This is a genomic window from Haloarcula amylovorans (genome assembly GCF_004681185.1).
Classification (GTDB): domain Archaea; phylum Halobacteriota; class Halobacteria; order Halobacteriales; family Haloarculaceae; genus Haloarcula; species Haloarcula amylovorans.
The window spans coordinates 1,342,731-1,367,471 of record NZ_SRIF01000002.1 but is presented as its reverse complement, the minus strand read 5'-3'; the positions used below and the strand labels follow the sequence as shown (position 1 = coordinate 1,367,471).

The following is a 24,741-nucleotide window of genomic DNA, read 5'->3' as shown; positions in this document are numbered from 1 at the left end:
GGCATTCTTCTCTCCATGGAGCGACTCGACGTCAGCGACGGCTTCGACGTCCACGACTACCGTCACGGCCTGAAGCTGCTCAAACAGGACCGCGGGTCGATGACCCTAGAGAACCGGAACGACTTCGCCTGCCCGGCCTGTGGCGAGCGCTTCGACCGCCTGTTCGTCAGCGAGAACCGCACGAACTCCTTTGGGAAACCCAGTAACCCGATCTGTCTCGTCCGAACTGACGAGCAGGTGCTGGTGTTGACGCACTGACGACGGTGGGGGACGTATCAACAGGTTGCCACGGTGGATGCTTTTATCTGTGCGTTACATATTGGCATGCTATGCGTGCTGCACGACTCCACGAGTACACCGACGACATGGCGAACGGACTCTCTATCGACGAGGTAGACGAACCGCAGGTCTCCAACAGCGACGACGTGGTAGTCGAAGTCGCGGGCGCTGGTTGGTGTCAGACAGACAATCATATCATCGAGGGAATGTGGACCGACTACGTCGAACAGCCCCTCCCGCTGACGTTGGGCCACGAAAACGCCGGGACAGTGGTCGCCGTCGGCGATGAAGTAACACTGGTCTCGGAAGGCGACCAGGTCATCTGTCACCCGGTCCAGACCTGCGGAACCTGTCGTCCCTGCCGACAGGGCGAGACAATGTACTGTGAGAACCAAGCGTTCAACGGCCTGACGACCGACGGCGGATTCGCGGATGAGTTACTCACTAACGAACGGTCGGTCATCCCGCTTCCAGACGACATCGACCCGACGACGATCGCGCCCCACGCCGACGCCGGTATCACCGCCTACCACGCCGTCAAGAAGGCTGACGACGGCCTCAATCCCGGCGACACCGCCGTCGTCATCGGTGTCGGCGGTCTCGGCCACATCGGCCTTCAGTGTCTCGACGCGATGAGCCCCGCCGACATCGTTGCCGTAGACCTCAAGGAGTCCGCACGCGACCTCGCGTCCGACCTCGGCGCACGGTACACGCTCGACCCTGAAAGCCAGGACGTGGCGAGCGAAATTGAGGACATCACCGACGGCATCGGCGCGGCCCAGGTACTGGATTTTGTCGGGGCTGACGAGACGACCCAGCTCGCCCCAGACATCTGTGCGGCCGGAGGGGACCACCACATCATCGGCTACGGCGGCCACATCCACGAACCCGCACAGGCGCTGGTCAACGGCGAATTCGCCTATCAGGGCAACATCGTCGGCCGCTACACCGAACTTCAGGAACTCGTCGCGCTGGTCGAACGCGACGCCGTCGAGTTACACACCACGCAGTATGGCTTAGACGAGATCAACACCGTCGCCGAGAAACTGGAACACCGCGAGATCGAGGGCCGAGCCGTCATCACGCCGTAGACGCCAATTCTCAGCCACGACGGTTTTCCGGCGGTGCGTCGCCCGTCCTCGAAAGCGCACAGTACCGGCGCAGGAACGTCGCCCGATCGACCGTTCCCGCACCGGCCTCGACGAGGCGGTCCTCTAATCCCTGTCGGGGACTGTGAGAGCGCGCTCGGTCGCAGGGCTTACAGAAGTATTCGAACTCTTTTTCGTCTCTATCCCAGCGATCGCCGTGCTTGTCGTACTCTCTGGCGTCGTCGCGCGAGACCGCCTCGCCGCAGGCGATACAGACGACCGTCGAGTCCTCGCGGTGCCACGCGTTCCGGAAGGACACGTCAGTGACCTCCCCGGGAAGCACGCTCGATTGCCGGACCGGTTCGTGGTCGCTGGTGGCTTCGTGTCATGGACCGTTCAGTCGATGGTTCGGCCTCGTATCTACTCGCTCTACTGCACCACCTGTGAGGGCGATTTATGTACCAAAGAGGCAGACGCCGCGGGTCTTCCCACGCTCATCCCGGCGTAGCTATTTTTGACTCGGGAGCCTATCGAATCGCGATGACAGACGAACCCGCTGTTCCGGGAGGCGGCGACCGGCCCGCTCGTTTCTCCGTCCGAACCGCCCTCTGTGGCCTCCTCGGTGTGTCGCTCGGGACCGTCCTCGCGAGCAGACGACAGACGAAACGGCGGCACGCACAGTTGGTCGAAGACTTAGAGGAATCTGTCGGCAGACAGTCGGTTCGGACCGTCACGGCCGAGGACTACGCCGACGTTCCCGAGCCAGCGCGCCGGTACTTCGAGACGGTACTCGACCCTGACCAACCACACATCCGAACCGCACGACTGAGACAACGCGGCGAGTTCCGACTCGGCGATAACGAATCGTCGTGGCACCCATTGAAAGCGACCCAACACTACACGGTTTCTCCGCCGGGATTCGTCTGGGACGCGACGATACGCTTGGGGCCGGTTCTCCCGACACAGGTGGTCGATAGCTACGTCGGCGGGGTCCCGACGCTCGCCGCTCGCCTGCTCTGGACGGTACCGGTGGCCGACGCCGAACCGTCGCCGGAACTGGCCGCGGGCGAACTGAGCCGCTATCTCGCCGAAGCCGTCTGGTTCCCCACTGCGCTCCTCCCCACGAACGGCGTCCAGTGGGAACCGGTCGACGACGACACGGCGCGGGCAACGCTCACTCACGACGGGACGACGGTATCGCTCGATTTCCACTTCGACGAGGCGAACCTAGTCGACCGCGTCGTCGCCGAGGACCGGTTCCGCGCGGTCGGCGACGATTTCGAACGGGCGACGTGGACCGGCCACTTCGCGGACTACGAACGGCGAGACGGGATGCTCGTCCCGATCAGCGGCGAAGTCGAGTGGAACCTCCCGAGTGGTGACCTGCCCTACTGGCGCGGCCGTATCACCGAGTTCGGTTTCGACCTTGGCAAGTGACGGGTCGGGGCCGATACCGGACAGAGACGCTGATGCCGACGAATGAACGGTTCTGAACGAATTGAAGGTCGGCGAACGGTCGGCGTGGTTTAGGTTCCGGGACCGCCACCACAGTCGTATGCCACGTCATTCACTTCACGTACTGCTCGTCGTCGGAACACTCCTCCTCGCTGGATGCGCAGGCGGCATCTCCGAGTCACCCGGTTCACCGACCGCTTCGATGGACAATTCCGAAACGTCGGAGGAGCCATCTCCGACGACGGCGACTACTGGTGGCACAGTCTCGTTCTACATCAGCGACGAGAAGAACGCTATCGGCGACTTTCGACACCTCAACGTGACTATCTCGCGCGTCGGCTTCGAGCGGACTGGTGGCGAGAGCGGTGGCTGGGTCGAGTTCTCCGCTGGCAACACCACGCTCGACCTGACCACGCTTCAGGGGGAAAACGCCACGCTCGTCAACGCCTATAGACTCCCGAACGCGACCTACGGGAAGGTATTCGTCCACGTCAGCGAGGTGAATGCGACGCTCGAAAACGGCGAACACGTCCGCGTCAAACTTCCGAGCGAGAAACTGCAGCTGAACGATAACTTCACCGTCACTGATGGGTCCGAAGTGAACTTCGTCTTCGACATCACGGTCGTAAAGGCAGGTAACAGCGGGAAGTACGTCCTCAAACCGGTCATCAGTGAATCCGGAACGACAGTCCCGATAGAACCGACTGGGGCCGCCGAACGACGGTCTAGTACCCCCTCGAACGTGACGGCGACGACCAACGGAACTGCGTGAGTACCACGCCACGGCGGGCGTGAACTGGACTCACGCAAAGTATATGTGTAGATAGGAGTGAGTGTACGCTGATGAAACACGTTCGGTACACCTGTACGGACTGCGGTACCAAGTTGAGCTATCAGAGCACGAAACACACCGGCTGTTTGAACTGCGGCTTCCTGCCGCCCCACAGCGCCGACTAAGCCTCGCTAGTTGCGGCCACAGAGGGCGGTGAACACTTTTTCTCTCGAAAGTAGAGCCGTCACGACGACAATGGAGCGACGCTCTCCCTCATTCAGATTCTCTTCAGATAGCGCTCGTCGTCACTACTGTTTGGACAGAAGAAAGCCGGTGGAGGGATTGTGAACCACGGTCGTTCCGCTTCGCTTCACTCCCTGATTCAAATCCCACGGCTGCTTTCGCTGCTCACGAACTGTTCGCAGTAGAAAGCCGGTGGAGGGATTTGAACCCTCGGCCTAATCCTTACGAAGGATTCGCTCTGCCAGTCTGAGCTACACCGGCGCGACAGACACACGACGACCAATCTCGCGTGCCAACAGCACGTCGTCAGTGTGTCACTCGGCACTCGTACGTTGTACCGATAGCCACAATAAGGATTGCGAATCGACAGCGACGAGACACTGATTCACACGGTGGCGACGGCTCAACGGCGGGTTTTAGCCGATCACTTGGCTTGCCACTCAACGACGCAGTCGAACGTCGAGGACGACGTTTTGCTCGCCCGGCGCGTAGGACCGAACCGTCCGCCGGGTCTCGATTGTGACCTCGTACTCGGGTTCGGCGGCCGTCCGTATCGCTCGTTCGCCGGGACCGTACAGGTCGTCGTCCGACTGGATATCGTAGTAGTGAAGCGTGCAGTCGTCCCCGGCCAGCGAAATCGCCGTCTCGACGAACTCATCAGCACTGTGGGGCAGATTCATCACCATCCGGTCGGCCCACCCCTCGTAGTCGGCCGCCACCTCGCGGACGTCGCCGCAGATGGCGGTCACTCGGTCGGCGACATCGTTTCGCTCGGCGTTCTTGCGGAGGTACTCGATGGCCGCCTCGTTGATGTCCGTCCCGACGCAGGTCGCGCCCACCTTGGCGAACGGAATCACGAACGGGCCGACACCTGCGAACATATCGAAGGCCTGCTCGCCGGACTGGACCTGTTCGACGACGCGGTGACGTTCCGTGGCGAGTCGCGGCGAGAAGTACACCTCGGCGAGGTCCAGTTCGAACGTACAGCCGTACTCCCGATGGACGACTTCCGTGGTGTCGCCAGCCAGTACTTCCCAATCACGGACGCGCGTCTCGCCTTTGATCTTCGAAGCCCGGTTCAACACACCCTCGATGGGAAGGTCAGACGCCATGAGTGCGTCGGCGATTTCCCTCGCTCGCTCCGGGTCGTCCTCGTCGACGATGACGATGTCACCGATTCGCTCGTAGCTCGGGTCGAATCCGAGGCGGTCGGCGGGCATCGTCTGTCCCTCGCGGACTGGCGCGTCGAACTCCACGACGTCGAATTCGTCGGGGACGGCCGCCGGGTCCGTCACTGGAATGTACAGCGACTCGTCCTCGACCGTGATATCGTGGCCGTCGTCGACGAGGTCGGCTTCGGCGAGTCGCGTGCGGGTCGCCTCGCCGTCCTCGCGGGCGACGCGAACGCTTGGAACGCCCATACCTCCTCTCCCCCGGCGCGGGCGGTAAGCCTGACGCTTCGCGCCCTTTATCTCTGCCGCCACCCGACGGTCGATATGCTCACCTTCGTCGGTCTCGGTCTCTACGATGAACGGTCCGTCACTATCGCCGGACGTGACGCCATCCACGCGGCCGACCGCGTGTTCGCGGAGTTCTACACGAGTCGCCTTGTCGGTACTGACCTCGAATCGCTCGAAGCCTTCCACGGCACCGATATCGAGGTCCGTGACCGCGCCGGTATCGAACAGGATCCCGAGCCGATTCTCGACGCCGCCGAACGCGAGGACGTGGTGTTCCTGACCGCGGGCGATACGATGGTCTCGACGACCCACACCGACCTCCGCCTCCGTGCCGAAGAGCGAGGCGTCGAGACACGGGTCGTCCACGGGACGACCGCACAGACCGCCGCCGGGTCGCTGACCGGACTCCAGAACTACCGCTTCGGGAAGGCGACGACACTCCCCTTCGAACACGCCCACGGCGGCGACGGCGTCCCCGACAGCGTCGTCCGGACCATCGAGGACAACCGCTCGCGTGACCTCCACACGCTCGTCTATCTCGACATCAAGGTCGACGACCCACACTGGGACGACAGCGACGACACGTACATGACGGCCGACCGCGCCGCGACGCTACTTGCCGAGGAGTTCCCGGAGACGCTCGCCGTCGTCGTCGCCCGTGCCGGGAGTCCGGACCCGACCGTCGCCGCCGGGACGCTCTCGGAACTCGCAGCGCGCTCGTTTGGCGACCCCCTGCATCTGCTCGTGATTCCAGGCGAACTCCACCCGATCGAAGAAGAGACGCTCGACGCGATTGCCGACGCTTAGTCGTCGCTCGGCCGGGTCACTGTCTCATTAGTCTCCCGCTCGATGTCGAACGCACTCGATAGGTCGTACTCCGATCCGGTGATGAGGTACAGCAGGTCCTCGACGAGGACGGTTATCTCCGGTAGCTCGCGGACGAGGAACCACGTTATAACGACGAGCGCGACGACCGAGCCGAACTGCGCCAGCATTCGGTCGGCGAGGTAGTACGACACCATCCGCGGGTCGCTCAGACCGAACAGCGACATGATAGTCCCCTCGAACCACTGCATCCGCTGCTGGCCGAACATGACCGCGATGAAGACGTTCCGAAACAGGTTCAAGACGTAGATGAGCGAGACAGTCAGCGCCAGTGCGCGCAGTTTTCGCCGCCACGGCGCGGACACCGCGAGAATCCCGCCCGCGAAGATGGAGATACTTCCCATCCCCGTACACGCGAGCAGGATGTTGTACGTGATCGGGCCGCCCTCGTGATCGAACCAGAACGTGCTCTCGTAGGGGTACTGCTTCGTCGCGATTTCGATGCCGTTGTGTGAGTAGCCGTCGACGACCAGCGGGTCGACGCCCGTCAGGGACATCAGAAATGCCGTCTGGTCGGTGACAACCTCGACCAACCACTGTCTGAGCGGCCCGATGGTGAGGAAAGGAACATAGACGATGCCCATCACGCCGATGGCACGCGTCAGCGCGAACAGTGAGTCACGGCCGTTCCAGAGGAGATACCCCGCGTACAGCGAGAGCGGAACTGCCGCGAGGCTTCCGATGCCCTCGATGAAACTCTTCTGCGTCAGCGTAAAGTGCGGGATGAGTACCAGCCAGAATAGGGCGAACAGTCCCCAGCCGGAGACGGCGACGCGACGCGCCCACGCCTCGTCGTACCGGATAAGCACGGCGCTGCCGAGAAATGCCGACAGCACCAGCCACATCAGCGGTTCGGACCACACGAGCGGGTCGAACGACAGCCCGCCGAAGGTCACGGTGGACTGCAAGAGCGGAGGCCTCATTCGTGTCCACGTTGGCTAATCCGGCCTATATGCTTTGTCGTTGTGCCGACGTGTGTGGGCAAAACCCATTCGCGATAGTGCCGTCGCTACCGGAGTAGCGCGCCAAAGAAAGGGTGAAAGTCAGGGACGGGACGTTCCCGTTAGTTAGTTGTCGCGGCGGACTGCGAGCAGCGCAGCGGCGACGAGTGCGACGAGAGCGATGATGGCCGTGAAGCCGGGGCCGTCACCTTCGGTCGTCGCTTCGGTGCCACCAGTGCCGTCAGTCGGCGACTCGCTGTCGGTCATGGTACCACTGTCGGTCATGGTGCCACTGTCGGTCGGCGATGCGCCGGTCTCGGTCTCGGTCGGGCCACCGGCCGTCTCGGTCTCAGTACCGGGGGTCGGCGTGGCGGTACCGTTGTCCGAGTCGTTGACCTGCTCAACGATGGAGCCGTCAACCTCGTCGCCGAGGTTGTCACCGCTGAGCTTGGTCTGTGCGGTGAAGTTCGCACCGGGGCTGTAGTCGCTGAAGTCCGCGGTAGCCGTGTAGCTACCGTTTGCACCGACGTAGGTCGACGGCTGGACGAGGAACGGACTGCCGGACGTCGTACTGCGCATCCGGATGGTCAGTTCCGTACCGGGTGCGACGTTCGTCGTACCGGAGACCTCTTGACCGTCAGCAGCTTCGACCGTGATGTCCTCGTCGTTGTTCAGCGTCGCGTCGCGGTCCTCGATGGTGAAGGTGTCGTTGACCTCGACGTCGTCTTCGCTGAGGTCAGTCTCGTCCAACATCGTGAAGTTGGCTTCGTACTCGTCACCATCATCGTGGTTGAACTCGTCAGTAATGTCCTGACTGTCGATGACGACGAAGTGCGTGTCGTTCGCTTCGTCGTAGATGACATCACTAGAGAGGCTCGCAACGGAAGCGGAGGCAGAGTCCGAGTTCGGGTTCGCTGCGGCAGCCTCGATCTTGTGTTCGAAGGCAGTACCGCTCAGGTTCGCGTAGGAGTCTGCTTCGACAGCACCTTCCAGACCGGAGGCCTGGACCTGGATGACTGCGACATCGTCCTGAGCGATCGTGTCGGTTTGCGTCAGGTTGTTGCTCTCAACGAGGCTGTAGACATCAGCGGCGTCAGCATCGCTGAGGTCGTTGTTGAGTGAGCTTTCAGGAGCAGTCCAGACCTGCAGGCCGTCGGTGGACCGCTCGGTCAGCGAAAGCGTCGCGAAGGACTGCTCATCCTCGATGGTGCCGGTCGTGCTGTTGTAGGCGTCGGAGCTCTGCGAACCAGCAGCAGCCAGGATGTCGTAGTCGGTAGCTGCGAGGATGTCGTCACCAGCGGTTTTGTTGCTGACGTCGGTGAAGTCGCCACCCTGGGAGAGAGCGTCAACGCTGTCGTCGTCGTCAGCAGGGGAGACGACCTGATCGCCAGCGGCAGCGCCAGCGAGGAAGGTGTTGAACTCGACGGTGACTTCGCCGTCGTCGTTACCGTCCTCAACCTCTGTGGTGAGGTAGTAACCGTCGTTATCTTCGTCACCAATCTGCACAATCGCAGTATCGGTGTTTTCGAGCTGCACCGTGACTTCGGCGACGTCACCGCGCTGCTCTTCGGTGACAGACTGTGCGAAGCCTGCGTTCTCGTCGTCCGTGTTGACAACCTCGATGGTGTCAGCGTCGGACGCGTCTGCATCGGTCACGTTCACTTCGAACGTGTAGTTACCAGTGTCGACGTCCGTGAAGTCGAGCGTGTAGTCGCCTTCAGCGTCGGCGATTTCGATGGTGTCGTCGTCTTCGAACGTCCGGTTGACGTTCGAGGCACCGAAGATGCTCTCGAGCTCGTCAGCGTCGAGACCTTCTGCGGAGACGTTCACGCTATAGGAGTTACGCACGTCGGAGCTGATTTCGTAGTCTACGTCGGCACTGTCACCGCTGGTGCCGGCCGTGTCGTCGTCGAACTCAGCGGTGAGGTCCTGCGGGATGACCTCGAACTGGTCATCGGCCGCGGTTGCGGTATTGTCACCGTCGAGGTCAACGACGTCCTGCGTGTCTGCCTCGACGAGGACGAAGTTGCCCTCGCTCAGGCGGCCGTCGAGCTCGAAGGTGACTTCACCGTTGCCGTCGGTCGAGACAGCACGTCGAAGCGAATCGACGTTGTCGTCGTCGTCAACGGTACGAACTTGGTAGTCAGTGTTACTCTGCAGGTTGTCCACCGTAACTTCCTGACCGCTGTAGAAAGTCCCCGGGGACAGGTTCGCTGCCGCAGCGCCCCCGGTGAGCGCGACGGTCCCGGCGAATACCGAGAAGACCATCAGCGCTGTCAGGAACAGGCTGCGAATTTTTGTATTGGTATCTGTCATAGTTTGTTGGTTGCTATCGGGCGGCGTCAGCCGTTTTCCACTTGGTCGGTGCGCAGTCACCACGACCACGCGTAGACCGAACCCGTGTACTCACTTCTGTCGCCTTGGGTAGGGGTACGCTTCTAACCAAAGCGGGACATTATAAATGTTTTGTGGTCAGATATGCGGGATGAGAGAACATGTCACGCCAGTTTTCAGCCGATACAGGCGATATGGTGGCAGTATAAGCACTTTGTGGTTCATTTCAAAATCTCGTCATACGTCCGTCAGACGTGGTGCCAAGTAGCATCGTCGACCGAAAAGAGAACGAGGGTAAACCGGCTCTACCGGGCGAGAGAGTGGTCGCTAGTTGGTGACGATCTCTATCTCGTGGCCGTCGGGGTCTTTCGTGAAGGCGTAGCGGTCGTCACAGCTCTCCGGGTCGCGGTAGTCCTCGGCACCGCGCGTCAGTAGTTCGTCCCACGTCTCGTGGAGGTCGTCGGTGCTGACGGCGACGTGTCCCCATGCGTCACCCATCTCGTAGGACCGACCGTCGTAGTTGTACGTGAGTTCGACCGACATCGCCTCGTCGGCCGCCCCCTCGGGCTTGAGGAAGTACAGCGCGAAACTGTCGTGTTCCGAGCGGCGGAACATCTCGTAATCCAGTTTGCGGGTGTACCAGCCGATAGCCTCGTCGGCGTCCTCGACGCGCAGCATCGTGTGGTCGAGCGACCACTTCGCGCCGTGGTCCCGTTCGACGATCTCGATTTCGTGGCCGTCGGGGTCGGTGACGAAGGCGTACGAGCCACCACAGGAGTCGGGGTCGCGGTAATCCTCGACGCCTTCGTCCATCAGTTCCTCGTAGGCGTCGTAGACGTCCTCGACGCGGACGGCGATATGACCCCACGAATCTCCCATCGTGTACGCGCGCCCGTCGTGATTGTACGTCAGTTCGAGCAGTGCCCCCTCGTCGTGGACATCCTCCGGACCGAGGAAGACGTTCGTGAACGTATCGGCCTCCCAGCGACTCTTCTCCTCGTAGTCCAGATAGGTCTGATACCACTCTATGGACGCTTCGAGGTCTTCGACGCGCATCATCGTATGATCGAGTGTCAGCATGTTCGGACGGTGGGCCGGACGAGCGAAAAGAGTACCGCCCGCGGCGGGCGACGGGTCACTCTGAGACCGACTCTTCGTCCGTCGAGAACCGGAGCAGGGGCCAGTAGTACCACCACGCTACGCCCAGGAGGACGACTGTTCCGACGGGAAGAGCGACGTATCCGATGCGGCGGTTGAACCCGAGAACGACCCCTATCTGAGAGAGCGCCGCGCCGACGAGTGAGAGCGCAGTTATTCGAGGGTCCTCACGCCAGACGATCCCCGAGAGCGCGCTGGCGAGCGCGAACAGATACAACACGACGCCCGTCCCCCACGACTCGATGAACCGTGGGAGCCGCCGAGTGAACCGGAAGAAGTAGTCGTATATCGGGAGCAGTTCTGGCGGACTCGTCGTGAAGAGACCGAAGGTGAACAGTATCGTCAGCTCGCCGCCGACAGAGAGGACAGTCCACGGCACGAGGCCGGCAACCACTACGGCGAGAAAGCGACGACGAGGGCCAGCGACCATACAGATATCCGAATTCGGAGGGGGAATAAAGTCGTTGTTCGTGTGCGTGCGTGACTCGCTTCGTGCCCCTATAGTGACCGAGGCAAACCACCTATCGCAGGAGAGATGTCACAATCCGCTTACGTCGGCCAACCTTGGACAGAAGCCCCGCCAATAGGGAACAGACTGACAGTCAGAATACCTATGGGTCGACAGGACCACGAATATGGGCCGACATCCAATTGTCCACAAGGGGCGATAAAGCCCGTTATATCCGCCACAGAGGGTATTTTTGGGTATCGAGCGCTCGTCGTTCGACCGCCAAGTATGTCTGAAGTCGCACTACTACCGTTGGCGACACGTCCAAGGTTGGCACCGTCTCCCGGTTTCGCTAACCTTGGAACCACTCTGTGAATTGACTAGAAACGGATACGCCATCGGAGATGTATACAGACGCTCGGTAGCGGCCAGTCTACGCGAGGGTTCTCTCACATTTAGCCTCACCGCATGTCATCGTCTTCCAAGGTGCGTTCGTATCGAAATACGCCCCACTAGCGGAGGTAGACAGTAACGTTGGACAGGGAAGGCTAAAGCAAAGTGGCGGTCGCTTACTTCCGAGCGACGATGCGAAGCACGTCCTCGTCGGCCAGTTCGTGATCGCGGCCGACCTGCTGTTCGTCGTGTTTCGCGCTCGGTCCGGAGACGCGAGCGAAGCGGAACCGCTCGTCGAAGCTTCCGCCCAACTTCTCACAGGCGTCGTCGACCGTATCGCCTCGTCGGAGGATGAGTGGTTCCTCTCTGTCGACGCCTCGCCCCGGCTTGTCCATGTAGATGCGGATGAGACCGAGTTCCTGCCAGATTCGCTCGGTCAGCCCGTCGAGACCTTTCTCCTCTTCAGCGCTGATGAAAATCGCCTCCTCGGGGTCGATATCGCGCTCCTCTAAGTCGGCCTCGACAGTGGGGAGGTAGTCCGGCTCGATGAGGTCGGCTTTGTTGATGGCGACGATGGAGGGGACGTACTCGCGGTTGTCCATCACGCCGTCGATGAGGCGGTCTAAGTCCACCTGTTCGCCGACGGTGACGTCGGCGTTGACGTAGCCGTGTTCGCGGAGGACGCTCTTGACCGTCTCCTCGTCCAAGTCGAGATCAACGGAGCTGTTGACGGAGATGCCGTCTTTGGCCTTCTTTCGAATCGTCACGCGTGGCGGCTCGGTATCGATACGAATCTTGTTTTTGTACAGTTCCTCGCGCAGGCGGTCGTACTGCTCGATCTCGAAGACTGAGACGAGAAAGACGATGAGGTCGGCGGTACGGACGACCGACAGCACTTCCTTCCCGCCACCGCGACCGCCGGCCGCCCCTTCGATAAGCCCCGGCACGTCCAGAATCTGGATGTTTGCCCCTTTGTACTTCAACATCCCGGGATAGACATCGAGAGTCGTGAACTCGTAGGCCCCCGTTTCGGACTCGGCGTTCGTCAGCGCGTTCAAGAGCGTGGACTTCCCGACGCTCGGGAATCCAACCAGCGCGACGGTCGCGTCACCGTGCTTTTCGACGGCGTAGCCGCCGCCACCGCCGGACCCCGACTGTTGTTCCAGTTTCTCTTTTTTCTCTGCGAGCTTCGACTTCAATCGGCCGATATGGGCCTCTGTGGACTTGTTGTAGGGCGTACTGGCGATTTCTTCCTCGAGTTCCTGTATCTCCTCGTCAAGCCCCATTAGTTGTACGTCGGCCTCTCACGCCGAATAAGACTTTCTTCCCTCGCCGAACGGCAGCCGACCAGTCGGGACTCCCTCACCGCGTAAAATCCAGAATATCGCGTTCGAGAATACGTCTACGCCGAGAACAGCCAATAGCAATGACTCGGACGCGTCGAACGCCTGCGCTAAAGATTTCGACACACCTATACGACTTCCGCGAACAGAAATCGATAATGGCGGGTGCTGACCGGTTCCGTGACAGCACGCAGATTCAGTTGCCAGTAGGAACACTAGAGGGTATCCGCGAAGAACTCGAAGACCGATTCACGGTTACTATTCGCCGTGAAGGCGAGCACGTGCGAATTATCGGCTCTCCGGTCGAAATTAAAGACGCCGGTGACTTCTTGGCGATGAACGGCGTTACCTTCGCCTGAATTTTTTCTTTCTCGGGTGTCCTCGCGCCGCCGAAAGCGGCGCTGTGAGCACCACTCCTCGAAAAACGCTCATGAAAAAGGCCGGAGACTCGCTTTGCCTCACGGATCCACTGTTCGGCACTTGAGTCGCCACGCGACCTCGCTTCGCTCAGTTCCGATGGATCGCGTTCACTCCGCTTACGCGAATGCGCAGTACAGCAATTGCTCATAGAACCTGAGCAGTCATAACACGTAACGGCAAACGATTATATATCCTCGTCACCCATATCTGAGTCACAGTACAGATCACCAGACAGCAGCGATGGCATACTGATAGATGGCAAACAACAGCACCGTACAAGACGAGGCGGTCACGCTAGACGACGGGAGTGCACGGATCCCGTGCTTTGATCCATCGTGCGCTAAAGATGCGACCAACCGATGTTACGACAGTAACGTCGATCAAGAAGTGGCCTTCTGTGACGATCACGTCGACGAGTGGCTAGAAAACGCGCACATCACTAAGACAGACACCGCCTGACCGACAGCTCGTGTCTTTCTCCTGTATTCTATCTGTGAACTACCCCACCCTACTCGCTCACCGCTGACGCGGTTCGCCCTTTGAGGGTGGAGCTTCCTGTTTCCACGACGCGCTTTGCAGACACCGAGGTGTCCACAGGGAGCGCAGTCTCCACAGGCGTTGATTCGGAGTATCCCACTCCTATGTCTTCAAGGCCGCGAGAAAGGATGTTCCACGCCGCATTTGCATCTCTGTCCGCCTCGAACCCGCAGGCAGGACAGGAGTGTTCGCGCACCCACAGCGGCTTGTCCGTCTTGACCCCGCAGGAGGCGCACTCCTTCGTCGTGTTCTTCGGGTCAACCGCGACGAAGTGCGTCCCTTCTCGTTCGCACTTGTATTCGAGCATCCGCAGGAACGTCCCCCACGCCGCACCCGCGCGATTCCGCGAATTGCCGGGGAGTTCGACCAGTCCTTTCGCGTCCAAGTCCTCGACGGCTAGAAGGTCGTACTCGGTGGCGTAGTAGTTCGACAACTTGTGAAGGAAATCTCGTCGCTTTCGCTTCAGGTCAGCGTGGCGTTCGGACACGACCTTTCGCTGTTCCTCCCAATTGTTCGAACCGTATTCCTTCCGAGAAAGGTTGCGTTGGGCGCGTTCGAGTCGCTCGCGCTCCTCGCTGAAGTCGGGACTCTCGATGGCATACCCGTCGGTGTCGTGTGCGTACTTGAGAATCCCCACGTCGATGCCGACGACCTTCTCAGGCGTTTCGGGTTTCTCGGACGTGTCTTCGTCTCTGGTGATGCCGAACGTGGCGTACCACTCGCCCGTAGGTTCTCGCTTGATTGTGACCTGTTTGATGGTCGCGTCCTCGGGGATGTCTCGGTGAAGATGAATCGGAATCTCGCCGATTTTGCTCAACCACAACGTAGGCCGACCACTCGTATTCTTGAGTTCGAAGCCGGACTGGTTGTAGGTGAGTGACCGATACTCCCGAGGCGGTTTCCACTTGAGCATCCCCACGGCACGTCCGTTCTCCTTCTGCGCTTTGAGCGTGGAGAGGTTGTCATATACGCGCTTGACGACCATCTGAAGAACTTTCGAGTGAACGTCTCCGAGGTCGTCCCACCCCGATTTGAGGTCGGGAAGTCGCCCCTGCACCTCGTAGCGGGCAGGAATGTCGTCTGCCTCGTTGAGCAGGGAGAGAACGTGGTTGTACAGTTGTCTACAAGTATCGACGTGATGCAGAAGCGTCTCGGTGAGGGCTTCCGGCGGGTCGAGTCGATACTTGTAGTTGTACTGCATATCTTACTCGTCTGAAGGGGGTTCGGAGACGCGGACGACTTTCACGTCGGCTCCACGCCAGCGTTTTGGGACGATGACGTGGGCACTATTTCCCGACGGTTTTGCAGTCCCGTCGAGGACTTCCTCGCCTTCGATTTCAAATCTATCCATCACAGATGTATAGACTATGGATAGACATAAAGTAGCGGTGGGCCTGTGAGCCGAGCGACGAACGTGTTTGAGAACCGTGCGGCGTTGACGAGACGCGGAGCATCTCGTTCGCGCACAAGAGCAGAGCTCTTGTGAACGCTGTATCCCCTTCCCTACTGCGCTACTCGGTCGCTACGCTCCCTGCGTTGTCGTCCGAAAATCGAAGATTTTCGTGATCACGAGAGAGCGAAGCTCTCTCGAACGACTCCTTGAGGAAGGGGACTTAGCGCCTAATTCCAGTTAAATCCGCTTGCGATGGCACGGCCCGGTTTGGGACGTGCGGTCAAAACGGTGAAGCCTCGGGGTCGGACGGAAATCTTCGATTTCCGTGATAACGAGACGCAAAGCGTCTCGAACTACTTGCCCCCGAGGTACTTCACGATACCGCTACCGTCCCGCCACGCTGCCAACGACGAATCAGCCCACCTAGACCGTGTGCCGCCCTCACGCGCACGGTGCTGAAACGCAATCCTTTAAACTGCCGCGGAGGATTGACCGTACATGGCTGGAACTATCGAAGTGCTCGTCCCCGGTGGGCAGGCCAACCCTGGCCCGCCTCTCGGCCCCGAACTGGGACCGACGCCTGTGGACGTGCAGGCAGTCGTTCAGGAGATCAACGACCAGACGGAAGCGTTCGACGGAACCGAAGTCCCCGTCACCGTCGACTACGACGACGACGGCTCGTTCAGTATCGAGGTCGGTGTGCCGCCGACGGCCGAACTCATCAAGGACGAGGCCGGCTTCGAGACGGGCAGCGGCGAACCCCAAGAGGACTTCGTCGCCGACCTCTCGGCCGACCAGATCAAGCAGATTGCAGAACAGAAGCAGTCTGATTTGCTGGCGTACGACCTGAAGAACGCCGCGAAGGAAGTCGTCGGTACCTGTACCTCGCTCGGCGTCACCATCGAGGGGAACAATCCCCGTGAGTTCAAGAAGCGAATCGACGAGGGCGAGTACGACGACGTGTTCGCGGCTGAAGCGTCGGCGTAAGCCGCGAACGCTCGATACGCGAGTTTTACGAGCGCATCGGTGTGTCTGCTGAAGAAGCCACAGCGTAGCGAAGACGCTTTGCAACCCCCAGAACACGGAGGGTAACACGGGTTTCTCGACGGCAGCTGCTCCTCTCGGCGCTCGACGATTCGATACTCCGTGACAGCGACAGCGCTGCGTAAGAAACGGAAGGAAGACGGTTCGACGGCTTTAAGTGTCGCATTGGCCTCTCCCCGTACGAGACAGGCATCCGCCTGTTTCACTGACCCGTAGAAGCCGTTTGGCGCACTACGGAGGTGAACAATGGCAGACCAGGAAATAGAGAACGCAGTCTCTCGCGCACTCGAGGACGCACCTGAGCGGAACTTCCGCGAGACGGTCGACCTCGCTATCAACTTGCGCGATTTGGACCTCAACAATCCGTCGAATCGTGTCGACGAGTCTGTCGTCCTTCCTTCCGGTACCGGACAGGAGACCACGATCGTGGTCTTCGCAGAGGGCGAAACCGCCCTCCGTGCCGAGGAGGTCGCAGACGACGTACTCGACCAGAACGACCTCGAGGAACTGGGTGGCGACGACGACGCCGCCAAGGACCTCGCCGATGACACTGACTTCTTCATCGCGGAGAAGGACCTGATGCAGGACATCGGTCGATATCTCGGGACCGTGCTGGGACCACGCGGGAAGATGCCGGAACCGCTCGACCCCGACGACGACGTCGTCGAAGTCATCAACCGCATGAAAAACACCGTGCAGCTCCGCAGCGGGGAACGACGGACGTTCCACACGCGCGTCGGTGCCGAAGACATGTCGGCCGAAAACATCGCCGACAACATCGACGTCATCCTGCGGCGCTTGCACGCCGACCTCGAAAAGGGGCCGCTCAACATCGACTCCGTCTTCGTGAAGACGACGATGGGTCCCGCCATGGAGGTGGCCTGATATGAGCGCCGAGAGCGAACGAAAGACCGAGACCATTCCGCAGTGGAAAGAGGAGGAAGTCGACGCGATCGCCGAGATGCTCGAATCGTACGAGAGCGTCGGCGTTGTCGACATCACGGGGATTCCCTCCCGGCAGCTCCAGGACATGCGACGTGACCTCCACGGCACCGCGGAACTCCGCGTCTCCCGGAACACGTTGCTCGTGCGCGCACTCGAAAAGGTCGACGACGGCCTCGAAGAGCTAACCGAGTACGTTGCCGGGCAGGTCGGACTCATCGGCACGGACAGCAACCCGTTCTCGCTGTACCAGGAACTCGAAGCATCGAAGACGCCCGCACCGATCGGTGCCGGAGAGATCGCCCCGAACGACATCGTCATCCCCGAGGGTGACACCGGCGTCGACCCGGGTCCGTTCGTCGGCGAACTCCAGAGCATCGGCGCGGACGCTCGGATTCAGGAGGGCTCGATTCAGGTCCTCTCGGACTCGACCGTCCTCGAGACGGGCGAAGAGGTCTCACAGGACCTCGCCAACGTCCTCAACGAACTGGGCATCGAACCCAAGGAGGTCGGTCTCGACCTGCGCGCTGTCTTCGCCGATGGTGTGCGCTTCGAGCCGGACGAACTGGAACTCGACGTCGAGGAGTACGAGAGCGACATCAAGGCGGCCGTCAGCGGGGCGTTCAACCTCTCGGTCAACGCCGAGTACCCCACTTCGACGACCGTCACGACCATGCTGCAGACGGCCCGTGGCGAAGCCAAGAGCCTCGCGCTCGCGGCCGCCATCGAGGACCCCGAGGTCGTCCCCGACCTCGTGAGCAAGGCCGACGCACAGGTCCGTGCGCTCGCCGCACAAATCGACGACGAGGAAGCCCTGCCGGAGGAGCTCCAGGAACTGGAGACTGCCCCGGCGACAGAGGAACAGGCTGATGACCACGACGACACCGCTTCTGAGGACGACGCCGAAGCCGACGCCGAGTCCGAAGCCGACGAGGCCGAGGACGACGATGACGACGACGAAGACGCCGGCGACGCGCTCGGAGCGATGTTCTAACACACTCACACGACAGAACAATGGAATACGTTTACGCTGCACTCATCCTGAACGAATCGGGCGAAGAGATCAACGAAGACAACCTCACCGACGTACTCGAATCCGCCGGTGTCGACGTCGAGGAATCCCGCGTTAAGGCGCTCGTCGCGGCCCTCGAAGACGTCGATATCGAGGAGGCCGTCGAGGAGGCTGCTGCCGCACCCGTCGCCGCTGGCGGCGCTGCTGGCGGCGCACCTGCCGGTGGAGACGAGGAGTCCGACGAGGCTGACGAGGAAGCCGAAGAAGAAGAAGCCGCCGACGAAGACGACGGCGACGACGACGAGGACGACGAGGCCAGCGGTGAGGGCCTCGGCGAACTCTTCGGATAACTCGGCTCCAGACACGCATTTTCTTTCGCGCGACCGGGTAGCCGCGGCGCTGTCCTCACGTCGCCGTCCGGAGGTTCAAGTACCGAAACAGGACCAACGGGCGTATGCTCCCGGTCAGGCTGACGGCTGATCCGCTCTCGGTCGTCGGGTTGCTGGTCGCCATCATCGGCGGCGTCTGTCTCGGCACGCTGAGCGGGCTCGTGCCGGGACTTCACGCCAACACGCTTGCGCTACTGCTCGCAGCGATAGCGGGGAATGTCCCCGGTCCCCGCCTCTACGTCGGCGCGGCGATGCTCGCCGCCGGGGTGACACATACGTTTCTCGACGTAGTTCCGGCGCTGGCTCTCGGCGTCCCCGACCCGGCGATGGCAGCCGGTGCACTACCGAGTCATCGATTGGTTATCGAGGGACGCGGTCGCGAAGCCCTCCGTCTGTCTGCGCTGGGGAGCGGCGGCGCGGTCCTACTGGCGGTGCCGCTGGCAGTACCGGTGACGGCAGCGATGATGCGGCACTACCCATTGGTCTCGGCGCATCTAACTCTCGTCCTCGTCGGTATCGCGGCGCTACTGGTGGTCACCGAAGGCGGACTGAGACGGCGAATCGGGGCGGTACTCTCGCTTTCGGCCAGCGGGGCGCTCGGACTCGCGTTGCTCGACGCCCCCGTGTCGAGTGCGTTGCCCGTCGCCGATGTCCTCGTCCCGCTGTTCTCTGGACTGTTCGGCGCGCCAGTACTGCTCGCAGCGATAGAAGGCGACGGCGTGCCACCGCAGGCTGACGCGAGGGTAACGACGCCGCCACGAGCTATCGCGCTGTTGGCTACCGTCGGAACGCTCTGTGGAGCCGCCGTCGGCTATCTCCCGGGCGTCTCCAGCGCTGTTGCGGCGACGCTCGCACTCGGCTTGACCACGGGAAACGGACCGCGAGCGTTCGTCGTCACAACGAGCGGTGTGAACACGGCGACGGCAGTGTTCGCGCTATTTGCGCTAGTGGCCTTCGGTGACCCTCGGACAGGCGTGCTGGTCGCGCTCGACCGTGCCGCGGTCCCACTTGCGCTTCCCTCCCTGTTGGCCGCCGTCGCTGTCGCGGGAGTGGCCGGCGCACTGTTGGTGCCGACACTCGGCGACCGCTATCTGCGGACGGTCGGCCGGCTGGACCCGACGTGGCTGTCGGTGTCGGTACTCGCCGGTCTCGTCTGTCTCTCAGCGGTGTTTGCCGGAGCCGTGGGCGTCGGCGCGTTCGGTGCGGCGACGCTCGTCGGCCACCTGCCACCGCGGTTTGGCTGTCGGCGAGCGACCCTGATGGGCGTGCTCCTCGTGCCCATCGCTTTATAGGTACTCCCGACGGCGGAAGTGAACGAGCATGATTGCGGTCATCAGTGCCATCCCGAGTATCGTCGCCGGATAAGCGTACGTCCAGCCCAGTTCCGGCATGTTGTACGGACTGCCGCCGAAGTTCATCCCGTAGACGCCGACGACAAAGGTCAGCGGGATGAAGATCGTCGCGACGACGGTGAGGACCTTCATCACTTCGTTGGTCGATTGAGAGAGCGTGTTGAGGTAGATGTCGCGTGCGCCCGCCACCAGATCGCGGTACGTCTCGGTCAGGTCGACGATCTGGACGAGGTGGTCGTGAATATCTCTGAAATACTTCTCCGTCTGTTGCTGGACTTGTGGCGGGTCCCCCCGAGCGAGCGTCCCGACGGCTTCGCGGGCAGGCCAGACCTGCTTACGGAACGAGAGCAGGTCCCGGCGCACGTCGTTTATCTTCTCCAGCGTCTCGATGTCCGTCGAGGCGAGCACCTCCTCCTCTATCTCCTCGATGTCCGTCTCGACGTCGTCGAGTAAGTCGAAGTAGGCGTCAACGATGACATCGGCGACGCGAGAGGCGGTGAAGTCCGGCCCCCGGTGGAGCAGGCGTTCGTCGCCGCGCTCGGCGGCGTCCATCACGCGCTGGACTGCCTCGACACGGCCCGGTGAGAGGGTGACGACCCAGTCCCGACCGATGAAGATACCGATGGGGCTGGCCGCCACCTCCTTCTCGAAGGTGGTCTCGCCGGGCGTGAGCGTGACGCTCTTGAGGAGGACGAACGTGTGGTCGGCGAACTCTTCGGTCTTGGCTCTGACGCCGTTACGGAGGTCGTCGATGGCGAGTCGGTGGAGGTCGAACGCCGCGGCGACGGCGTCGATCTCCTCGTCGTCGGCGTCGGCGACGTGGACCCACGTCGTCCCGACGGCACGGCGGGCGGCGGTCAGATCGTCGTAGGCCACGGCCTCCCGGTCGGCGTAGACCAGCGCGGAGATCATGCCGTCTCCGCCCCCTCGGATCGACCGACCGCGACCGCCGTCAACCCGGTCATGAGCGCCGCCAGCGACAGTTCTCGGCCGGGGTAGGGGACGAGAACGCCCGCGCCGTAGCCCACGAGACCGACGCCGGTCAGTGCCACCCCCGCGAGGGAGACGGAATTCATGCCGCGGTAATCACAGTGATGGATAAAAAGCGTACTCCACGCCGCGAACCGACCGACTCAGTTTCCTTCGTGTTCCAAGCCCCGAAGCATCGTATCGACGCGAGCCTGCTCGTCTATCTCGTCGGGATGGACCGCGAACACGATGATGACGTCCCCCTCGTGTTCGAAGGAAGCCGCGTGCATTCGGACGTCAATCTCCTGTCCGAAGGTGGTCATCGTCCCCGAGAACGTACTGACCTCGCGGGACTCGCCGAGCGACTGGGTAGTGCGATTGCCCTCGAACTGGATGTCGCGGACCCCGCCGGCGCGACTGGCGACCCGTGCGACGACCTCTCGGTTCGACCACTGCGCGGCCGGGTTGAGGCTCTGTCCAGCTACTTCGGCGTTGGGCGTCGAGACGACGACGAATCGGGACAGTTGCACCGTCCCGAGCGGGCCGAAGTCGATACCACGCCGGTACTGGTCGACGTGGTTGACGACGCGAATCGTCCGCTCTTGCCCGGCGAACTGGACGGTTCGGGTAACGTTCTGTTCGGTCGAGTTAGTTAGTTCGTATCCGGTCGATTCGAGTACGCTGTCGTCGACGCTGGTTGGCGAGGACTCGAACGCGACTGTCTCGCCCGTGATGAGGCCAACACACCCGGAGGAGACGACGAGGAGGGCGACGAGGACACCCAGTAGCGGTTTGCGCATACGAGAACTGTACGAGTGGGGGAAGATAAGTCCCGCGCCGCCACTCTCAGAAGCGATAGCTCGGGCCGTCGTCGGTGTCCTGTATCTCGACGCCGAGCGCTTCGAGTTCGTCGCGCAACTCGTCGGCCCGGTCGTAGTTACCGGCTTCGCGTTCCTGTTCGCGTACGTCGAGAACGAGTTCGGCGATATCGCCGGCGAGCGTGACATCGCCCTCGCCGCCCGCGTCGCCGAAGGAGAGGCCCAAAATCCCGCCGCCGAACTCCTCGAACGTCTCGACGGCCTCTCGAAGCGCGCGGTAGTCGTACTCCTCGGTCCCGTCGACGTGCGTGTTGACCGCGCTCGTCAGGTCGAGCAGTGCCGTCGTCGCCTCGCGGGTGTTGAAGTCGTCGTTCATCGCGGCCTCGAACTCTTCGCGCACCGCGTCGACGGCGTCGCGGAGTTCCTCGTCGGCGACTTTCGCGTAGGCGTCCACGTCGTCGCAGGCCGCGACCGCTCGCTCGTAGCCGCGCTGGAGGCGGTCCCAGCGCTCCTCGGCCTCGGCGATGGTCTCCTCGCTGTAGGTCGCCCGCGAGGTGTACGCCGTCGAGAGGAGGAAGGTCCGGAGCACGTCGGAACCGAATTCGTCGACGGCCTCGCTGACGGTGAAGAAGTTCCCCAGCGAGGAGGACATCTTCTCGCCTTTCGTCTCTAGCAGTCGGACGTGCAGCCAGTAGTCGGCGAAGCGCTCGCCGGTTGCGGCCTCGCTCTGGGCCACCTCGTTCTCGTGGTGGGGGAAGACGAGGTCCTGTCCCCCGACGTGGATGTCGATGGTCTCGTCGAGATGGGTCATCGACATGGCCGAGCACTCGATGTGCCAGCCCGGCCGGCCCTCGCCCCACGGCGAGTCCCACGTCTGGGCGGTCTGGCAGGCTTCTTCGGCTGGCGAGGCTTCGGGATGCTGGTGTTCCTCGATGTCCGCGGGCGCGACGCCGTCGGCCTTCCAGAGGGCGAAGTCCGCGGGGTGGCGTTTCTCCGATTCGGCGTCTTCGCCCTGCGCCTCGATGTCCTCGACGGACTGATTCGACAGCTTCCCGTACTCCTCGAAACTCGTCACGTCGAAGTACACCGAGCCGTTGGCCTCGTAAGCGTGGCCGCCCTCGACGAGTCGCTCGACGAGGCTGATGATCTCGGGGATGTGCTCGGAGACGCGGGGGTACACCTCCGCGCGGTCGAGGTTGAGCGAGCGCATGTCCTCGATGACCTGTTGGACGTAGTGTCGAGCGACGCTCTCCTCGCTGTCGCCGTCTTCGCCGACGCGGGCGACGATCTTCTCGTTGACGTCGGTGAAGTTCTCGACGTGGTGGACATCGTAGCCCAGCCACTCCAGCCAGCGACACATCACGTCGACGTGGACCCAGCCGCGGGCGTGGCCCAGATGTGGCGGGTCCGACGTCGTGAGGCCACAGTAGTAGAGCAAGACGGAGTCGGGGTCGCGTGGCTCGAACGGCTCTGTCTCGCCGGTTAGCGTGTTCGTCACGCGCAGCGTCATTGTCGGAGTGGACTGGGCCGGGCCGCTTTAAGCCGTCGGATACCCGACGTGGGACCGGTGGAGCGGGCTCACCGCCCGACTGCACTCTCGGTGATTCGCAGCGCGTCCGGGCCGTGTCGGCGTTCGACGACGACGGCGAGCGTCTCGTCGCCGACGGCGGCCGCTTCGACAGGGACATCGGCGGCCCGCAGTCGCCCGAGAACGTCGGCCAGCGCGGGTGGTGAGAGGTCGCCGTTGGCGACGATTCCCGTGAGCGACCCCGCGCCGTCGACGAACGTCGCGTCGCCGACGACGAGTAGCGGCGACCCCGCAGTGTCGTCCACCTCGTCGGCTCGACCGAGTCCGCTGTGCATCGAGACGCGGGCCTCGCTGTCGTGGGTCGGGTCGTCAGGTAGCTCCTCGGCGTAACGGCGCAGTGCGGTGGCGACGGCGTCTGTCTCTCCGTCCACATCGAGCGTGCGGGCGGCGGCAGTGTAGTTGACGACGCCCGCCCGGAGCGCGTCGTAGAGGAACGGGCGCTCGCGGACGGCGTCGCGCGTTGCGGCGGCGAGGGACATACGAAGTGGCGAGCGTCGTGGGACCAAAAACCTATCTCGACGCCACCAGCGAAGCCCCTAAGAGCGGGTCGTCCCAACCGAATCGTATGAGACAGGCACTCGTCATCGCGGCCCACGGCTCGCACCTGAACGCCGAATCGAGTACGCCGACGTTCGCCCACGCCGACACGATTCGCGCCACCGGCGCGTTCGACGAGGTCCGCGAGACGTTCTGGAAGGAGGAACCGTCCTTCCGCGAGGGGCTCCGCACCGTCGACGCCGAGGAGGTGTATCTGGTGCCGCTGTTCGTCTCCGAGGGCTACTTCACCGAGCAGGTAATCCCCCGGGAGTTCCGCTTAGCGGAGTGGGACCCCGACCTGTGGGACTCTGACGGCACCAGCGCCACGCACGCGACGCTCACTGCTGATGACACCGGCCAGACCGTCCACTACTGTGGCCCGGTCGGTACCCACGACTCGATGAGCGATGTCATCGTCCAGCGGGCGGAGTCGGTCACCGGCGACCCCAACGTGGGCGAGGGGTTCGGCCTCGCCGTCGTCGGCCACGGTACCGAGCGCAACGAGAACTCCGCGAAGGCTATCGAGTACCACGCCGACCGCATCCGCGGGATGGACCGCTTCGACGAGGTCGAGGCGCTGTTCATGGACGAGGACCCCGAGGTCGACGACGTGACGGAGTTCTTCGAGAGCGAGGATATCGTCGTCGTCCCACTGTTCATCGCCGACGGTTACCACACGCAAGAGGACATCCCCGAGGACATGGGCCTGACCGACGACTATCGGACTGGCTGGGAGACGCCTGCCGAGGTGGATGGCCACCGCATCTGGTACTCCGGCGCGGTCGGGACCGAACCGCTGATGGCCGACGTAGTGCTCGAACAGGCCGCCGACGCCGGGGCAGACGTTAGCGCGGCCATCGAACAGGTCCGCGAGGAGACCAGAGAGCGCGCCGCGAGCGGCGACTAACCCGGCGGCGGAATCTCCACTGTCACGCCGTCCT

At 62.3% G+C, this 24,741-nt stretch carries 27 protein-coding genes and 1 tRNA gene; 13 read left to right on the top strand and 15 right to left on the bottom strand.

Features of this window, described 5'->3' with window-relative positions; all coding sequences use genetic code 11:
* The first annotated feature begins 15 nt into the window (after nucleotides 1–15).
* On the top strand, nucleotides 16–258 hold the full coding sequence (locus E4S61_RS14235; protein WP_135304589.1) for a DUF7385 family protein: 243 nt from the start codon (nucleotides 16–18) through the stop codon (nucleotides 256–258).
* 71 nt (nucleotides 259–329) lie between these two features.
* The gene (locus tag E4S61_RS14230) at nucleotides 330–1,370 is read left to right on the top strand and encodes an NAD(P)-dependent alcohol dehydrogenase (RefSeq protein ID WP_135304588.1); all 1,041 of its coding nucleotides are present in this window, start codon (nucleotides 330–332) and stop codon (nucleotides 1,368–1,370) included.
* Between the two features lie 10 nt (nucleotides 1,371–1,380).
* Here the strand turns inward: E4S61_RS14230 and E4S61_RS14225 are convergent, their stop codons facing one another.
* Nucleotides 1,381–1,686 (bottom strand): DUF7562 family protein, encoded by a 306-nt coding sequence (locus tag E4S61_RS14225; RefSeq protein WP_135304587.1) that lies wholly within the window; start codon nucleotides 1,684–1,686, stop codon nucleotides 1,381–1,383.
* Nucleotides 1,687–1,907: 221 nt separating this feature from the next.
* On the opposite strand from E4S61_RS14225, the gene E4S61_RS14220 reads away from it, so the two are divergent.
* Both E4S61_RS14220 and E4S61_RS14215 read left to right on the top strand, forming a co-directional pair.
* Complete coding sequence (locus E4S61_RS14220) at nucleotides 1,908–2,804, top strand: DUF6920 family protein (protein WP_209309493.1); 897 nt, start codon at nucleotides 1,908–1,910, stop codon at nucleotides 2,802–2,804.
* A 118-nt stretch (nucleotides 2,805–2,922) separates the two neighbouring features.
* Nucleotides 2,923–3,594, top strand: coding sequence for a DUF4382 domain-containing protein (locus E4S61_RS14215; protein WP_135304586.1), 672 nt, complete (start codon nucleotides 2,923–2,925; stop codon nucleotides 3,592–3,594).
* Nucleotides 3,595–4,024: 430 nt separating this feature from the next.
* Here the strand turns inward: E4S61_RS14215 and E4S61_RS14210 are convergent.
* Together E4S61_RS14210 and E4S61_RS14205 are read right to left on the bottom strand one after the other, a co-directional pair.
* Nucleotides 4,025–4,098: transfer RNA gene (locus E4S61_RS14210), tRNA-Thr, on the bottom strand.
* A gap of 179 nt (nucleotides 4,099–4,277) precedes the next feature.
* Nucleotides 4,278–5,258 carry a class I SAM-dependent methyltransferase gene (locus E4S61_RS14205; protein WP_135304585.1) on the bottom strand — a complete coding sequence of 327 codons (981 nt, stop codon included), beginning with the start codon at nucleotides 5,256–5,258 and terminating at the stop codon, nucleotides 4,278–4,280.
* Nucleotides 5,259–5,333: 75 nt separating this feature from the next.
* On the opposite strand from E4S61_RS14205, the gene dph5 reads away from it, so the two are divergent.
* Nucleotides 5,334–6,104 carry a diphthine synthase gene (gene dph5 / locus E4S61_RS14200; protein ID WP_135304584.1) on the top strand — a complete coding sequence of 257 codons (771 nt, stop codon included), beginning with the start codon at nucleotides 5,334–5,336 and terminating at the stop codon, nucleotides 6,102–6,104.
* Here the strand turns inward: dph5 and artA are convergent.
* The 5 genes from artA to E4S61_RS14175 all read right to left on the bottom strand — a co-directional run bounded on the left by artA (nucleotide 6,101) and on the right by E4S61_RS14175 (nucleotide 12,742).
* Nucleotides 6,101–7,105, bottom strand: coding sequence for an archaeosortase A (gene artA / locus E4S61_RS14195; RefSeq protein WP_135304583.1), 1,005 nt, complete (start codon nucleotides 7,103–7,105; stop codon nucleotides 6,101–6,103). The two genes, dph5 and artA, sit on opposite strands and share 4 nt — an antisense overlap.
* A 144-nt stretch (nucleotides 7,106–7,249) precedes the next feature.
* The gene (locus tag E4S61_RS14190; RefSeq protein ID WP_135304582.1) at nucleotides 7,250–9,439 is read right to left on the bottom strand and encodes a DUF7827 domain-containing protein; all 2,190 of its coding nucleotides are present in this window, start codon (nucleotides 9,437–9,439) and stop codon (nucleotides 7,250–7,252) included.
* Nucleotides 9,440–9,784: 345 nt separating this feature from the next.
* The gene (locus tag E4S61_RS14185; protein ID WP_135304581.1) at nucleotides 9,785–10,537 is read right to left on the bottom strand and encodes a VOC family protein; all 753 of its coding nucleotides are present in this window, start codon (nucleotides 10,535–10,537) and stop codon (nucleotides 9,785–9,787) included.
* Between the two features lie 55 nt (nucleotides 10,538–10,592).
* Nucleotides 10,593–11,045, bottom strand: coding sequence for a TIGR04206 family protein (locus E4S61_RS14180; RefSeq protein ID WP_135304580.1), 453 nt, complete (start codon nucleotides 11,043–11,045; stop codon nucleotides 10,593–10,595).
* 587 nt (nucleotides 11,046–11,632) lie between these two features.
* Complete coding sequence (locus E4S61_RS14175; protein WP_135304579.1) at nucleotides 11,633–12,742, bottom strand: OBG GTPase family GTP-binding protein; 1,110 nt, start codon at nucleotides 12,740–12,742, stop codon at nucleotides 11,633–11,635.
* Between the two features lie 215 nt (nucleotides 12,743–12,957).
* Between E4S61_RS14175 and E4S61_RS14170 the strand changes: the two genes are divergently transcribed.
* Both E4S61_RS14170 and E4S61_RS14165 read left to right on the top strand, forming a co-directional pair.
* Nucleotides 12,958–13,158, top strand: coding sequence for a VNG_1110C family protein (locus E4S61_RS14170; RefSeq protein ID WP_135304578.1), 201 nt, complete (start codon nucleotides 12,958–12,960; stop codon nucleotides 13,156–13,158).
* Between the two features lie 316 nt (nucleotides 13,159–13,474).
* Nucleotides 13,475–13,678, top strand: a complete 204-nt coding sequence (locus E4S61_RS14165) for a hypothetical protein (RefSeq protein ID WP_135304577.1) — start codon at nucleotides 13,475–13,477, stop codon at nucleotides 13,676–13,678.
* Between the two features lie 49 nt (nucleotides 13,679–13,727).
* On the opposite strand, the gene E4S61_RS14160 is transcribed toward E4S61_RS14165, so the two are convergent.
* Entirely contained in the window at nucleotides 13,728–14,957 is a 1,230-nt protein-coding gene (locus E4S61_RS14160) for an RNA-guided endonuclease InsQ/TnpB family protein (protein WP_135304576.1), read from the bottom strand.
* Between the two features lie 3 nt (nucleotides 14,958–14,960).
* A complete protein-coding gene (locus E4S61_RS14155) occupies nucleotides 14,961–15,107 on the bottom strand; it encodes a DUF2080 family transposase-associated protein (protein ID WP_394346445.1) in 147 nt (48 codons plus the stop codon).
* 540 nt (nucleotides 15,108–15,647) lie between these two features.
* Here E4S61_RS14155 and E4S61_RS14150 point away from each other — a divergent pair.
* From E4S61_RS14150 to E4S61_RS14130, 5 genes are all read left to right on the top strand, one after another.
* Nucleotides 15,648–16,136, top strand: a complete 489-nt coding sequence (locus E4S61_RS14150; protein ID WP_135304574.1) for a 50S ribosomal protein L11 — start codon at nucleotides 15,648–15,650, stop codon at nucleotides 16,134–16,136.
* Nucleotides 16,137–16,439: 303 nt separating this feature from the next.
* Complete coding sequence (locus E4S61_RS14145) at nucleotides 16,440–17,078, top strand: 50S ribosomal protein L1 (RefSeq protein ID WP_135304573.1); 639 nt, start codon at nucleotides 16,440–16,442, stop codon at nucleotides 17,076–17,078.
* 1 nt (nucleotide 17,079) lies between these two features.
* Nucleotides 17,080–18,129 carry a 50S ribosomal protein L10 gene (locus tag E4S61_RS14140; protein WP_135304572.1) on the top strand — a complete coding sequence of 350 codons (1,050 nt, stop codon included), beginning with the start codon at nucleotides 17,080–17,082 and terminating at the stop codon, nucleotides 18,127–18,129.
* Nucleotides 18,130–18,149: 20 nt separating this feature from the next.
* Nucleotides 18,150–18,497 (top strand): 50S ribosomal protein P1, encoded by a 348-nt coding sequence (gene rpl12p, locus E4S61_RS14135; RefSeq protein WP_135304571.1) that lies wholly within the window; start codon nucleotides 18,150–18,152, stop codon nucleotides 18,495–18,497.
* A 104-nt stretch (nucleotides 18,498–18,601) separates the two neighbouring features.
* Nucleotides 18,602–19,828, top strand: coding sequence for a tripartite tricarboxylate transporter permease (locus E4S61_RS14130; protein WP_135304570.1), 1,227 nt, complete (start codon nucleotides 18,602–18,604; stop codon nucleotides 19,826–19,828).
* On the opposite strand, the gene corA is transcribed toward E4S61_RS14130, so the two are convergent.
* The 5 genes from corA to E4S61_RS14110 all read right to left on the bottom strand — a co-directional run bounded on the left by corA (nucleotide 19,823) and on the right by E4S61_RS14110 (nucleotide 23,742).
* The gene (corA, locus tag E4S61_RS14125) at nucleotides 19,823–20,800 is read right to left on the bottom strand and encodes a magnesium/cobalt transporter CorA (protein WP_135304569.1); all 978 of its coding nucleotides are present in this window, start codon (nucleotides 20,798–20,800) and stop codon (nucleotides 19,823–19,825) included. The two genes, E4S61_RS14130 and corA, sit on opposite strands and share 6 nt — an antisense overlap.
* The gene (locus tag E4S61_RS25475) at nucleotides 20,797–20,964 is read right to left on the bottom strand and encodes a hypothetical protein (protein ID WP_167768504.1); all 168 of its coding nucleotides are present in this window, start codon (nucleotides 20,962–20,964) and stop codon (nucleotides 20,797–20,799) included. The genes corA and E4S61_RS25475 overlap by 4 nt, the downstream gene beginning before the upstream one ends.
* Before the next feature lie 57 nt (nucleotides 20,965–21,021).
* On the bottom strand, nucleotides 21,022–21,657 hold the full coding sequence (locus E4S61_RS14120) for a DUF6517 family protein (protein ID WP_135304568.1): 636 nt from the start codon (nucleotides 21,655–21,657) through the stop codon (nucleotides 21,022–21,024).
* A gap of 46 nt (nucleotides 21,658–21,703) precedes the next feature.
* A complete protein-coding gene (gene cysS / locus E4S61_RS14115) occupies nucleotides 21,704–23,185 on the bottom strand; it encodes a cysteine--tRNA ligase (protein WP_135304567.1) in 1,482 nt (493 codons plus the stop codon).
* 68 nt (nucleotides 23,186–23,253) lie between these two features.
* Nucleotides 23,254–23,742, bottom strand: a complete 489-nt coding sequence (locus tag E4S61_RS14110) for a DUF7523 family protein (protein WP_135304566.1) — start codon at nucleotides 23,740–23,742, stop codon at nucleotides 23,254–23,256.
* A gap of 86 nt (nucleotides 23,743–23,828) precedes the next feature.
* Here E4S61_RS14110 and E4S61_RS14105 point away from each other — a divergent pair, with 86 nt between their 5' ends.
* Nucleotides 23,829–24,707 carry a CbiX/SirB N-terminal domain-containing protein gene (locus tag E4S61_RS14105; RefSeq protein WP_135304565.1) on the top strand — a complete coding sequence of 293 codons (879 nt, stop codon included), beginning with the start codon at nucleotides 23,829–23,831 and terminating at the stop codon, nucleotides 24,705–24,707.
* The last annotated feature ends 34 nt before the right edge of the window (nucleotides 24,708–24,741 follow it).

Excerpts from the sequence above, each read along its gene's own strand:
- corA (WP_135304569.1), bottom strand. The coding sequence starts at position 20,800 with ATGATCTCCGCGCTGGTCTACGCCGACCGGGAGGCCGTGGCCTACGAC.
- E4S61_RS25475 (WP_167768504.1), bottom strand. The coding sequence starts at position 20,964 with ATGAATTCCGTCTCCCTCGCGGGGGTGGCACTGACCGGCGTCGGTCTC.
- E4S61_RS14205 (WP_135304585.1), bottom strand. The coding sequence starts at position 5,258 with ATGGGCGTTCCAAGCGTTCGCGTCGCCCGCGAGGACGGCGAGGCGACC.
- E4S61_RS14230 (WP_135304588.1), top strand. The coding sequence starts at position 330 with ATGCGTGCTGCACGACTCCACGAGTACACCGACGACATGGCGAACGGA.
- E4S61_RS14105 (WP_135304565.1), top strand. The coding sequence starts at position 23,829 with ATGAGACAGGCACTCGTCATCGCGGCCCACGGCTCGCACCTGAACGCC.
- E4S61_RS14190 (WP_135304582.1), bottom strand. The coding sequence starts at position 9,439 with ATGACAGATACCAATACAAAAATTCGCAGCCTGTTCCTGACAGCGCTG.
- cysS (WP_135304567.1), bottom strand. The coding sequence starts at position 23,185 with ATGACGCTGCGCGTGACGAACACGCTAACCGGCGAGACAGAGCCGTTC.
- E4S61_RS14170 (WP_135304578.1), top strand. The coding sequence starts at position 12,958 with ATGGCGGGTGCTGACCGGTTCCGTGACAGCACGCAGATTCAGTTGCCA.
- E4S61_RS14140 (WP_135304572.1), top strand. The coding sequence starts at position 17,080 with ATGAGCGCCGAGAGCGAACGAAAGACCGAGACCATTCCGCAGTGGAAA.
- E4S61_RS14120 (WP_135304568.1), bottom strand. The coding sequence starts at position 21,657 with ATGCGCAAACCGCTACTGGGTGTCCTCGTCGCCCTCCTCGTCGTCTCC.
- E4S61_RS14160 (WP_135304576.1), bottom strand. The coding sequence starts at position 14,957 with ATGCAGTACAACTACAAGTATCGACTCGACCCGCCGGAAGCCCTCACC.
- E4S61_RS14165 (WP_135304577.1), top strand. The coding sequence starts at position 13,475 with ATGGCAAACAACAGCACCGTACAAGACGAGGCGGTCACGCTAGACGAC.
- E4S61_RS14130 (WP_135304570.1), top strand. The coding sequence starts at position 18,602 with ATGCTCCCGGTCAGGCTGACGGCTGATCCGCTCTCGGTCGTCGGGTTG.
- E4S61_RS14220 (WP_209309493.1), top strand. The coding sequence starts at position 1,908 with ATGACAGACGAACCCGCTGTTCCGGGAGGCGGCGACCGGCCCGCTCGT.
- E4S61_RS14110 (WP_135304566.1), bottom strand. The coding sequence starts at position 23,742 with ATGTCCCTCGCCGCCGCAACGCGCGACGCCGTCCGCGAGCGCCCGTTC.
- E4S61_RS14235 (WP_135304589.1), top strand. The coding sequence starts at position 16 with ATGGAGCGACTCGACGTCAGCGACGGCTTCGACGTCCACGACTACCGT.
- rpl12p (WP_135304571.1), top strand. The coding sequence starts at position 18,150 with ATGGAATACGTTTACGCTGCACTCATCCTGAACGAATCGGGCGAAGAG.
- E4S61_RS14150 (WP_135304574.1), top strand. The coding sequence starts at position 15,648 with ATGGCTGGAACTATCGAAGTGCTCGTCCCCGGTGGGCAGGCCAACCCT.
- E4S61_RS14145 (WP_135304573.1), top strand. The coding sequence starts at position 16,440 with ATGGCAGACCAGGAAATAGAGAACGCAGTCTCTCGCGCACTCGAGGAC.
- E4S61_RS14155 (WP_394346445.1), bottom strand. The coding sequence starts at position 15,107 with ATGGATAGATTTGAAATCGAAGGCGAGGAAGTCCTCGACGGGACTGCA.
- E4S61_RS14215 (WP_135304586.1), top strand. The coding sequence starts at position 2,923 with ATGCCACGTCATTCACTTCACGTACTGCTCGTCGTCGGAACACTCCTC.
- E4S61_RS14185 (WP_135304581.1), bottom strand. The coding sequence starts at position 10,537 with ATGCTGACACTCGATCATACGATGATGCGCGTCGAAGACCTCGAAGCG.
- E4S61_RS14180 (WP_135304580.1), bottom strand. The coding sequence starts at position 11,045 with ATGGTCGCTGGCCCTCGTCGTCGCTTTCTCGCCGTAGTGGTTGCCGGC.
- artA (WP_135304583.1), bottom strand. The coding sequence starts at position 7,105 with ATGAGGCCTCCGCTCTTGCAGTCCACCGTGACCTTCGGCGGGCTGTCG.
- dph5 (WP_135304584.1), top strand. The coding sequence starts at position 5,334 with ATGCTCACCTTCGTCGGTCTCGGTCTCTACGATGAACGGTCCGTCACT.
- E4S61_RS14175 (WP_135304579.1), bottom strand. The coding sequence starts at position 12,742 with ATGGGGCTTGACGAGGAGATACAGGAACTCGAGGAAGAAATCGCCAGT.